We start from the raw sequence: 8,182 nt of genomic DNA, 5'->3' as shown, positions 1-8,182 counted from the left end.
CCGATCCACACGCCCGGCCACACCCCGGAGCACACCAGCTACCTGGTGCTCATCGACGGCGAACCGGTCGCCCTGTTCTCCGGCGGCAGCCTGCTGGTCGCCTCCGCCGGCCGTCCCGATCTCCTCGGCCCCGAACGCGCCCGCTCCCTGGCCCGCCTGCAGCACCTTTCGCTGCGCCGCCTGGCCGCACTGCCACCCGGCACCGCGCTGTATCCGACCCACGGCGAGGGCTCGTTCTGCACCGCGACCGGCGCCGGCCGCCTGACCTCCACCATCGGCACCGAGCTGACCGGCAACCCGCTGCTGGCCATCGACGACCCGGAGCGGTTCGCCGACACGCTCCTGGCCGCCCCCATGCCCGTCCCCGCCTTCTACCGGCACATGGGCCCGGCCAACACGCTCGGCGTGCCGCCCATGCCACCCGTCCGGGTGCCCGACCTCGACGAGCCCGCCGGCCACGTCGTGGACATCCGCCCGCGCCATGTCCAGGCCCGGGGCATGCTGCCCGGCTCGTACGGCATCGAGCTGGACGACGACTTCGGCAGCTGGACCGGCTGGCTACTCCCCCACGACGAGCCGATCACCCTGGTCGCCGAACCCGGCCAGGACGTCACCGAGGCCGTCACCCAGCTCGCCCAGATCGGCATCGACACCGTCCAGGGCGTCGTCCGCGACCTCGGCGAGGCCGCCACCCAGACCTACCGGCTCGCCGGCCTCGACGCCTTCGTCGAACTGCTCCAGCCCGACGCGCAGCTCCTGGACGTGCGAATGCCCAGCGAACGGGAGCAGACCCGGCTGGAGGGCGCCATCGAGCGATTCCTGCCCGGCCTGTTCACCCAGGGCATCCCCACCGAGCTCGACCCCGAGCGGCCGGTACTCCTCGCGTGCGCCTCCGGCCGCCGCGCCGCCATCGCCGCCGCCTACCTGGCGCGCGAGGGCTACCGGCCGATCGTGCTCACCGGAGCGGGCGTCGCCGACATCGCCGCAGCGCTGCATGACCGTGACGCCGCCTGACCGTCAAAACCCGAATCAGGAGAAACCGTGTCCCACATCGACGCCGCCACCGCCCGCTCACTGATCGAAGCCAACCCCGACGTCCTCGTCGTGGACGTCCGAACCCCGGCCGAGTTCGGCAGCGCGCACATCGACGGCGCCATCAACCTGCCCCTCGACCAGGTGGACGCGCACCTGCGGCGCGTCGTCACCGACGCGGGCGGCCGCCTGCTGCTCATCTGCCAGTCCGGCAACCGCGCCGAACGCGCCCGGACGGCGCTCAGCGACGCGGGGCTGGCCGACGTCGTAGTCCTGGACGGCGGCATGAACGCCTGGATCGCCGCCGGAGCGCCCGTCAACCGCGGCCGGGCCCGCTGGACGCTGGAGCGCCAGGTCCGGCTCGCCGCCGGCAGCATCGTGCTCGCCTCGATCGTGGCGAGCCTCTGGATCCCCGCCGCCGTGTTCGTGGCCGCGCTCGCCGGGGCGGGCCTGACGTTCGCGGCTCTCACCGACACCTGCGCCATGGGCCTGCTGCTGGCCCGGCTGCCCTACAACCGCGCCGCCGGGGTGGACGTCGAAGCCGCCCTCGCCCGCCTGCGCCGCTCCAGGACGAGCGGCTGAACGCGGGCTTTCCCATGACCTCTGCATACCCCCGGGGGTAATCGTGTTCCTCCTGACCCTGACCGCCGCCGCGTTGATCGGCGTCGCGCTCGGCCTGTTCGGCGGCGGCGGGTCGATCCTCGCCGTCCCGGTGCTGGTCTATCTCGCCGGAGTTCCGACCAAGCAGGCCATCGCCATGTCCCTGCTCGTGGTGGCCGTCACCAGCGCGGTCAGCGCGATCGGGCACGCCCGGGCCGGGCGCATCCGCTGGCGTACCGGGCTGATCTTCGGAGCGGCCGGCATGGCGGGCGCGTACGGGGGCGGACTGCTCGGCCCGCACCTGCCCGAGACACTCCTCATGGCCGCCTTCGCGGCCATGATGCTCGCCACCGCCATCGCCATGATCCGCCATCGCCGCACCCCATCCGCCGGACCTGCCCACCACGAACTGCCGGTCCTCCACGTGATCGCAGAAGGCGTCGCCGTCGGCCTGGTCACCGGCCTCGTCGGCGCCGGCGGCGGCTTCCTGGTGGTGCCCGCGCTGGTCCTGCTCGGCGGCCTGCCCATGGGCGTGGCCGTGGGCACCTCACTGCTCGTCATCGCCATGAAGTCCCTGGCCGGCCTGGCCGGATACCTCCACAGCGTCCCCCTCGACTGGTCGCTGGCACTCCCGGTCACCGCGGCCGCCGTCGCCGGCGGGCTCGCCGGCGGCTCCCTCGCCGGCCGCATCAACGCCGACCGCCTCCGCAAGGCGTTCGGCTGGTTCGTGCTGGTCATGGGCGCCTTCGTCCTCATCCAGCAGGCACCGCCCGCCCTGCTCCACAGCGCCTGGACCGCCGCCGCGGCAACGCTGACAGCACTGGCGGCCGCAGTTGCCCTCCTGCTGCGGCGACGCCGAACGATCAAACGGAATCAGCCTTGACGCTCAAGTGTTAATACCCCCATGGGTATTAGGAAGGGAAAGTAAGTCATGACCAAGCCGATCACCATCACCGCCGCCAACTGGACCGAGCACGTCACCGGCACCGGAACGATCCTCATCGACCTGTGGGCGTCCTGGTGCGGGCCCTGCCGGCGCTTCGCACCGGTCTTCGAAGCCGCCGCCGGCCGCCACCCCGACCTCGTCTTCGGCAAGGTCGACACCGAGGCCGAGCAGGAACTGGCCACCGCACTCCAGATCACGTCGATCCCGACACTGATCGTCATCCGCGACGGCGTCGTCGTCTACGCCCAGCCCGGCGCCTTGCCCGAGGCCGCACTGGAGGACCTCATCACCCAGGTCCGGGGCCTGAACATGGACGAGGTCCGCGCCAGCATCGCCGACCGGCAAGCCGCCGCGACATGACGGTGCCCCCGGCGATCACGCCGGGGGCACCCATCGTAGGGCGGCTCTCAGCCGATCCACCGCTCGAAGGCCGTCAGGTGCATCCGCTCGGCCCGCAGCAGATTGGTGTACAACTGCTTCACGTCCGGGGCGGTCAGCCCGGACAGCGCCTTGCGCAGCGCGTCGATCCGCGCCTGCTCGGCCTCCCGGCCTGCCTTGAGCGCGGCCTGAGCGCCGGACTTCCCCTGAGCCAGCAGCCGGTCGTAGGACGCCCGCACCGACGCCGAACCGAACTCGCCCGCCGCCTGCCCCTGGGTCGGATCGGTCACGCCGTAGCGGGCCAGCACCGTGCGCACCGCCCTCAGGTGCTGCGTCTCGGCCGCCACGATCCGGTCGAAGACCCGCAGATCGTACTGGTCGGCAAAGGCCGCGTAAAGGTCGACGGCCAGCTTCTCCTGCTCCGCCGCCGAGGCGAGCGCGCTCTTCTGCGCCGCCGTGAGCGTCCCCTTCGGAGCGCTTCGATCGAACAGCATGCAGTACCCGTCCGGGTTGCCCCGCCCCATGTACTGCCCCATGTACTGCCCCTGCCCCTGCGGCCGGGGATCACCGGGACCGCCCGGCCCGGCCGCCAGCGCCGGAGCCGCGACGAGCGCGCCCGCGGTGACGGCTCCGGCCGCGACGGCCAGAGCGAACTTCCTTGTGCGCTTCATGACCCCTCCCGGGTCCATCGTCTTCTCTTGTGTCCTGCACCCTCACTGTCCGGCGGGCAGGCGCAGAGGCCGTGACGAGCCGATGGAGACGCAGTGGAGAAGGCCGACGCGCAGGCCTCGCCCCTGCACGGCGCGGAAATCGGCGTCGACGCCCCTTCCGCTCCGCTGCGGGCCTCTTCGCATCAGAGACGAAAGGCCCACCCGCCCGTGGCGTAAGCCCCTGTCCGCTGACGGCGGGCGGGGGCAGGCTCGACTCGCCTGGTCTGAGGAAGGAGTGCTCATGCTCGGAAACCGACCATCGCGATCTCCTCCCGGCTACGCAAGCGACCTGGAACGCACGGTGAGACTGCAGGACGGGCGGACCGCCTTCCTGCGCCCCATCGTCCCCGATGACGCCGCCGCCTTGGCCGAGGCCATCCGCGACGCGGACGCCGAGACGCTGCGCCGCCGCTTCCTCGGCGCGCCCCCGCCGCTGACCGGGGAACTGCTGCGGCATCTGACCACCGTGGATTACGCGCGGCGGCTCGCCCTGGCCGGTTTCGATCCCGCCACGGGACGCGGCATCGCCATCGCCCGATACGAGCCGGTGGACGAGCGGACGGCGGAGGTCGCCATCGCCGTGGACCCCGCCTGGCGGCGGGTGGGGCTGGCCACGGCGATGATCGAACTGCTCGCCGAGGCCGCGCTCAAGCACGGCTACGACGCCTTCACCGCCACCTATCTGGCCGACAACCGTCCCGTCGCGGCGCTGGTCACGGGCTCGGACGGGTCCGGCCACCAGCAGATCAGGCAGGGCCTGGCCGAAGTCGCCATTTCGCTGGACCGTACAGCCTTCGAGGATGTGAAAGGAGTGCCGATGACCAGGACACCCGACGAAGCGCTCGCTCAGCTCGTCCGCGACGGCGTGATCTCCGCCGCTCAGGCGATGGCCGTGCGAGAGGCGCTCCAGCAGATCGCCCCACCGGCTCGGGTGCGCTGGGCGGAGGTGGCCGGGTACGTCGGCGGCGGCCTGCTGCTGGCCGGGGCCCTATCCCTGGCGGCCACCTCATGGGCGGACCTGTCGCGGATCGCGCACGTGGTGATCCTGCTGGCGGCCACGGCCGCGCTGCTCGCCGCCGGGATCGCCCTGCTCGGCACCCGGCCGCGGGAGCGCGCGCCCACCGCGCGGAGCCGCTCCGGTTCGGTGTCGCTGGCGCTCGCCCCGGCCACGGCCGCGCTGGCGGCCGCGGAGCTCGCCGCCGATCACACCACGGTGCTCGCAGGCGCGGCAGGTCTGCTGGTGGCCGCGCTGGGCTACGCCCTGGCGCGCACCGCGCCGCCGACCCTGGCGTGCGCGTTCTTCGCCGCGTTGACCACCGGCTCACTCGCCGACGAGCTCACCGGTGGCTCCGTGCTGGCGGTGGGACTGTCGCTGGTCGTCCTGGGGGTGGCGTGGACGGCCCTGGTGCTGACCGGCGTGATCGGACAACGAGGGCTCGGCCTGGGGCTCGGCGCGGTCATCGCCTTGTTCGGGGGCCAGCAGGGCCTCGGGTACGACCCCACGATGGTCTGGGCGTACGTGATGACGGCGGCCGTGGCGGTCGCCTGCCTGCTGCTGTACCGGCGGGAACGGGCCTGGGTGCTGCTCGTGGCCGGCGTCGGCGGGTTCACGCTCGCCGTGCCCGAGGCGATCTGGCACTGGACCGGCGGCGCGGTCGGCGGCTCGCTCATCGTGATGGTCGCCGGTGGCGTCCTCGTGACCGCCTCCGTACTCGGCATCCGATGGCACCGAACGTCGCGCCCCGAGCACGCCGGAAGCAAAGAGGACACCACAAGGCGCGGCCATGATCAGGGCACTTCCGCTCGCCCAGGCTAGTCGTGTCCCCCGGGCCCGCCGGCCGGCGCGAGCTCGTGCGCCGCACGCGGGTCCCGTCCGCGAGGCCACCGGGTACCGGCGTGACGGAGGACCATCGGCCTTCACAGACGGGACTTCGGCCCCCGTACAGTGGCCGGTCGGCCGCCCATGCTGGCAAGGAGGCACACGTCCGGCACCTGACGGAACACGACCGACGAAGGAGATGAGGACAATGCGGCTCAGCTGGAAGGATCATCTCAGGCTGCTCCGGATCGAGGGCCGTCTCACCCGCGAGGACCCGGCGTTCGTCGTCCGGGTCAGGACGCTCAGCACGCTCGCGCCCGAACCCCCCGCCACCACGGTCTCCCCGCCCATCGACCGCCTGCTCGCCTGGTTCGACCGGCATACCGTGACCACCGCGCTCGTGGCCGTGATGATCCTGCTCATCCTCCTGGTCCTCTGAACGCCACTGACGGGACGGCACCCCACCGTTACCCGCGCTGGTGACGTCAGGTGGCGGGCGCGACCATGACCGGGCAAAGGGCATGCTGGGCGCAGTAGTCGCTGGTGGAGCCCAGCAGGATGCCGGTCAGCCGGCTGCGACCGCGGCGGCCCATGACGAGCAGGTCGGCCTGGGCGCCGAGCCGGGTCAGCGCTTCGGCGGGGTGGCCGGGCACGACGACGGGCCGGGCCTGGACCTGCAGCTCGGCCAGCTCGCCGGCCAGGAGACGCTCCCCCCAGGCCACAAGGTCGCCGGCATCGGGCGCAAGCAGTTCGGCGCCCAGCGGATCCCAGTAGACGGCGTGCACGGCGTGCAGCTCGGCGCCGCGCAGCGCGGCCTCCTCGGCCGCCAGCCGCACAGCGAGGCGCGAGGACGGCGAGCCGTCCAGCGCGACGATCACCCGGCCGTATGGACGGGCGGGTCGCGGCCGGTCCGGGACGATGGTCACCGGACAGGGCGCCTGGTGCAGGCAGCCTCTGCTGACCGAGCCGAGCAGCAGCCCGGTGAGAGGGGAACGGCCCCGTGATCCGAGAACCAGCAGATCGGTGTCGGTACAGGCCGCGGCGAGCTCGGCCGCCGGGTGGCCACGGGTCACGCGCATCTCGGCGGCACTGTGGGTGATGTCTCGGACGGTTCGGCGCAGATCATCCAGGACCACGGCGTTCTCGGTGGCCGCCGCCGTCTGCTCCGGCAGCACCGTCCAGACCAGGAGGTCGGCGTGGTGCAGACGAGCCTGACCGAGCGCCCAGCCGAGCGCCGCGGCTGCTCCCTGCGAGCCGTCGAATCCTACGATGATGCGTTCCATGGACGAACCCTCTCCTTTCTCCATGATCCGGCGGCGCAGCCGCTTGTCGAAGGCGACGACGGCCGCGGCGAGCGCTCCATCATCCCGGCAGGCGGGAACTCCCCGTGGAACGACATCGTCCGGCAACCGTGTCATGAGGACGCGCACACCCACGGCCGACCGGCCCGCCCCATGAGAAGCGAAGGACCAACGGCAGGCACAAGCATGACCTAAGCCTCCGTTTGCGGGCAGCCGGCGCAGGCGAGGCTGACGGCGAAGCGGGTGCGGTCGTCTGCCGCGGGCGCCGTCCCCATCCGACGCTCCCGCTGCCAAGGAGGTACATGATGACCATCGATGTGATCGCAGGCTATGACGGCTCCCCCGCCGCCGCCGCGGCGATCGACGCAGGTGCGGCGCTGTTTCCGCAGGCCCACGTGTGGATCACCCACCTGTGGACCCCGCCGTTCGCCAGCGAGAGCCTGCGCCGCCGGCTGTGGACGGGCGTCGCCGGCATCAACTCCTTCATCGAGGCGATCGAACGCGAGGGCGAAGCCGAAGCCCGTCGGCTCGCCGAGCGCGGCGTCAGGCTCGCGGGCACCGCCGGATGGAACGCCGAGCCACTGGTACGGCGCACGTACGGCGGCGAAGGACTGTGCTTCGCTCAACTCGCCCAGGACCTGGACGCTGATCTGGTCATCGTCGGCTCTCGCGGCCTCGGCGGCGCCCACGCCGTCCTGGGCAGCGTCTCGGACATGGTGGTGCACTACACGCCCCGCCCCGTCCTGGTCGTGCCGCACCCCCTGCTGACCGCCGAGCAGGCAGCGCAGGCCGGCGGGCCGGTGGTCATCGGCTGGGACGGCTCGCCCGGAGCCGAAGGGGCCCGCACTGTGGCGGCGCGGCTGTTTCCGGGACGGGATCTGATCGCCGTGCACGTGGACGGCATGGAAACCGCTTCGCCTGAAGATGGCCGGCCCCCGGCCGAGGGCCTCACCGTGGAGCGGGTGGAGGTCGCCGCCGGGCACGGCCCGCACGGACGCGCCGTCGCCGAAGCGCTCGGCGCGTACTGCCGCAGACAGAGCGCGGCCGCGCTGGTCGTCGGAACACGAGGGCGCTCAGCGACCCGGGAAATCCTCACCGGCAGCGTCGCGATGGCCACGTTGCACCACGCCCATCGGCCCGTCATGGTCGTACCCCCGCCTCACGAGGGATCCGTGTGAGATACGAGCCCCGCAGGGAGCGCCGGCGCGCGACGCTCTGCCCGGCTCCCGCCACACCTGCTCGCCGGTCAGCCGCGGCGCGCGGCCCCGGCCGTCCGCTCCGGCATCTCGGGGGTCAGCGGCAGTCGGCATGACGCGCTCCTCTCACCTCCGGCACGCCGCTACGGGAGCCGTACGTAGCCGTGACGGGACTTCCACATGAAGTACTTCTCGAACAT

The 8,182-nt window shown here is 72.6% G+C and carries 9 protein-coding genes; 7 read left to right on the top strand and 2 right to left on the bottom strand.

Translation table 11 applies throughout. The features are described 5' to 3' along the window. From ABFX54_RS55010 to ABFX54_RS54995, 4 genes are all read left to right on the top strand, one after another. The coding region (locus tag ABFX54_RS55010) for a rhodanese-like domain-containing protein (protein WP_346115320.1) at positions 1–1,014 on the top strand (1,014 nt) is incomplete at its 5' end. Positions 1,015–1,041: 27 nt separating this feature from the next. Next, positions 1,042–1,614, top strand: coding sequence for a rhodanese-like domain-containing protein (locus tag ABFX54_RS55005; protein ID WP_346115319.1), 573 nt, complete (start codon positions 1,042–1,044; stop codon positions 1,612–1,614). A 43-nt stretch (positions 1,615–1,657) separates the two neighbouring features. Continuing rightward, the gene (locus ABFX54_RS55000; RefSeq protein ID WP_346115318.1) at positions 1,658–2,515 is read left to right on the top strand and encodes a sulfite exporter TauE/SafE family protein; all 858 of its coding nucleotides are present in this window, start codon (positions 1,658–1,660) and stop codon (positions 2,513–2,515) included. A gap of 48 nt (positions 2,516–2,563) precedes the next feature. Beyond that, positions 2,564–2,938, top strand: coding sequence for a thioredoxin family protein (locus ABFX54_RS54995; RefSeq protein ID WP_346115317.1), 375 nt, complete (start codon positions 2,564–2,566; stop codon positions 2,936–2,938). A gap of 47 nt (positions 2,939–2,985) precedes the next feature. Here the strand turns inward: ABFX54_RS54995 and ABFX54_RS54990 are convergent, their stop codons facing one another. Beyond that, positions 2,986–3,627, bottom strand: a complete 642-nt coding sequence (locus tag ABFX54_RS54990; RefSeq protein WP_346115316.1) for a DUF2202 domain-containing protein — start codon at positions 3,625–3,627, stop codon at positions 2,986–2,988. 340 nt (positions 3,628–3,967) lie between these two features. Here ABFX54_RS54990 and ABFX54_RS54985 point away from each other — a divergent pair, with 340 nt between their 5' ends. Together ABFX54_RS54985 and ABFX54_RS54980 are read left to right on the top strand one after the other, a co-directional pair. Continuing rightward, a complete protein-coding gene (locus ABFX54_RS54985; protein ID WP_346115315.1) occupies positions 3,968–5,482 on the top strand; it encodes a GNAT family N-acetyltransferase in 1,515 nt (504 codons plus the stop codon). A 211-nt stretch (positions 5,483–5,693) separates the two neighbouring features. Further along, positions 5,694–5,924 carry a hypothetical protein gene (locus ABFX54_RS54980; protein WP_346115314.1) on the top strand — a complete coding sequence of 77 codons (231 nt, stop codon included), beginning with the start codon at positions 5,694–5,696 and terminating at the stop codon, positions 5,922–5,924. 46 nt (positions 5,925–5,970) lie between these two features. Here ABFX54_RS54980 and ABFX54_RS54975 read toward each other — a convergent pair whose 3' ends face one another. After that, entirely contained in the window at positions 5,971–6,768 is a 798-nt protein-coding gene (locus tag ABFX54_RS54975; protein ID WP_346115313.1) for a universal stress protein, read from the bottom strand. A 320-nt stretch (positions 6,769–7,088) separates the two neighbouring features. On the opposite strand from ABFX54_RS54975, the gene ABFX54_RS54970 reads away from it, so the two are divergent. Continuing rightward, the gene (locus ABFX54_RS54970) at positions 7,089–7,964 is read left to right on the top strand and encodes a universal stress protein (RefSeq protein WP_346115312.1); all 876 of its coding nucleotides are present in this window, start codon (positions 7,089–7,091) and stop codon (positions 7,962–7,964) included. Positions 7,965–8,182 lie beyond the last annotated feature (218 nt).

It is taken from the genome of Nonomuraea maheshkhaliensis, from assembly GCF_039529435.1.
Taxonomy (GTDB): domain Bacteria; phylum Actinomycetota; class Actinomycetes; order Streptosporangiales; family Streptosporangiaceae; genus Nonomuraea; species Nonomuraea maheshkhaliensis.
This window is presented reverse-complemented; position numbering and strand designations above follow the sequence as displayed.

Excerpts from the sequence above, each read along its gene's own strand:
- ABFX54_RS54995 (WP_346115317.1), top strand. The coding sequence starts at position 2,564 with ATGACCAAGCCGATCACCATCACCGCCGCCAACTGGACCGAGCACGTC.
- ABFX54_RS54970 (WP_346115312.1), top strand. The coding sequence starts at position 7,089 with ATGATGACCATCGATGTGATCGCAGGCTATGACGGCTCCCCCGCCGCC.
- ABFX54_RS54975 (WP_346115313.1), bottom strand. The coding sequence starts at position 6,768 with ATGGAACGCATCATCGTAGGATTCGACGGCTCGCAGGGAGCAGCCGCG.
- ABFX54_RS54980 (WP_346115314.1), top strand. The coding sequence starts at position 5,694 with ATGCGGCTCAGCTGGAAGGATCATCTCAGGCTGCTCCGGATCGAGGGC.
- ABFX54_RS54990 (WP_346115316.1), bottom strand. The coding sequence starts at position 3,627 with ATGAAGCGCACAAGGAAGTTCGCTCTGGCCGTCGCGGCCGGAGCCGTC.